Annotated in this window: 1 protein-coding gene; it reads left to right on the top strand. The window is 68.0% G+C overall.

Going from position 1 to position 1,002, the window contains the following annotated elements:
- Positions 1-57 precede the first annotated feature (57 nt).
- Positions 58-983, top strand: a protein-coding gene (locus AB0G56_RS42215) for an IS5 family transposase (protein ID WP_360981692.1) whose coding sequence is annotated in 2 segments (ribosomal slippage) — positions 58-405 and positions 408-983 — 924 coding nt in all. Because the reading frame shifts where the segments join, the coding sequence is not laid out codon by codon here.
- Positions 984-1,002: the final 19 nt, after the last annotated feature.

The following is a 1,002-nucleotide window of genomic DNA, read 5'->3' as shown; positions in this document are numbered from 1 at the left end:
CTAGGACTTGTCCGGCCGATCATGTGACTACTTCGCAGTGGTGTCGTTGATGTGGACATGGGGCGGGGAGATCTGACGGATGCCGAGTGGGAACGGCTGCGGCCGTTCCTGCCGGTCAGCAACAGGCGTTGTGGCAGGTGGCGGGACCACCGGCAGGTGATCGACGGGATTCTGCACCGGGTTCGGACCGGTGTTCAGTGGCGCGACCTGCCCGAACGGTTCGGGCCGTGGAAGACGGTCTATGAACGCCACCGGCTGTGGTCGGCCGACGGGACGTGGGAGCGTCTGCTCCAGCAGGTCCAGGCCGCGGCCGACGCGGCAGGTGAGATCGACTGGGACATCGCGGTGGATTCCACCATCGTGCGTGCCCATCAGCACGCGGCCGGCGCTCGGACCGGGCCGCCGACGACGCCAAAGGGGGCCGAAGAGGTGGAACACCAGGGCGAAACGCCGTGGCAGAGCCTGGTGGCCCGCCTGGTGGAGGTGGTGCTGGAGATGAGGGCCTGGGCCGTTCGCGGGGTGGGTTCACCAGCAAGCTCCACCTGAGCGCGGACGGTCGCTGCCGCCCGTTGTCCCTGGTGGTCACCGGCGGGCAGAGGGCGGACTGCACCCAGTTCAAGCACGTGCTGGAGAAGATCCGCATCCCCCGGACCGGTCCGGGCAGGCCGCGCAAGAAGCCCGACAGCCTGGCGGCCGACAAGGCCTACAGCAACGGGCCCTGCCGCGAGTACCTGCGACGACGGGGCATCCGCCACACGATCCCCGAGAAGACCGACAGCCAGGCCGCCCGCCTGCGAAAAGGCTCACGCGGCGGACGACCACCCGACTTCGACGAAGACCGCTACAAGAAACGCAACACGGTCGAGCGGACGATCAACCGTCTGAAGCAGTCCCGGGCAGTCGCCACCCGCTACGACAAACGCGGGTACGTCTTCCTCGGCACCGCCACAGCAGCAGCCCTGGTCATCTGGCTGCGAACTTGATCGCCCGGACAAGTCCTAG

It is taken from the genome of Streptomyces sp. NPDC021356 (genome assembly GCF_040641015.1).
Lineage (GTDB): Bacteria > Actinomycetota > Actinomycetes > Streptomycetales > Streptomycetaceae > Streptomyces.
The sequence above is the reverse complement of the archived record's forward strand: the minus strand, read 5'-3'. Positions and strand labels throughout refer to the sequence as shown.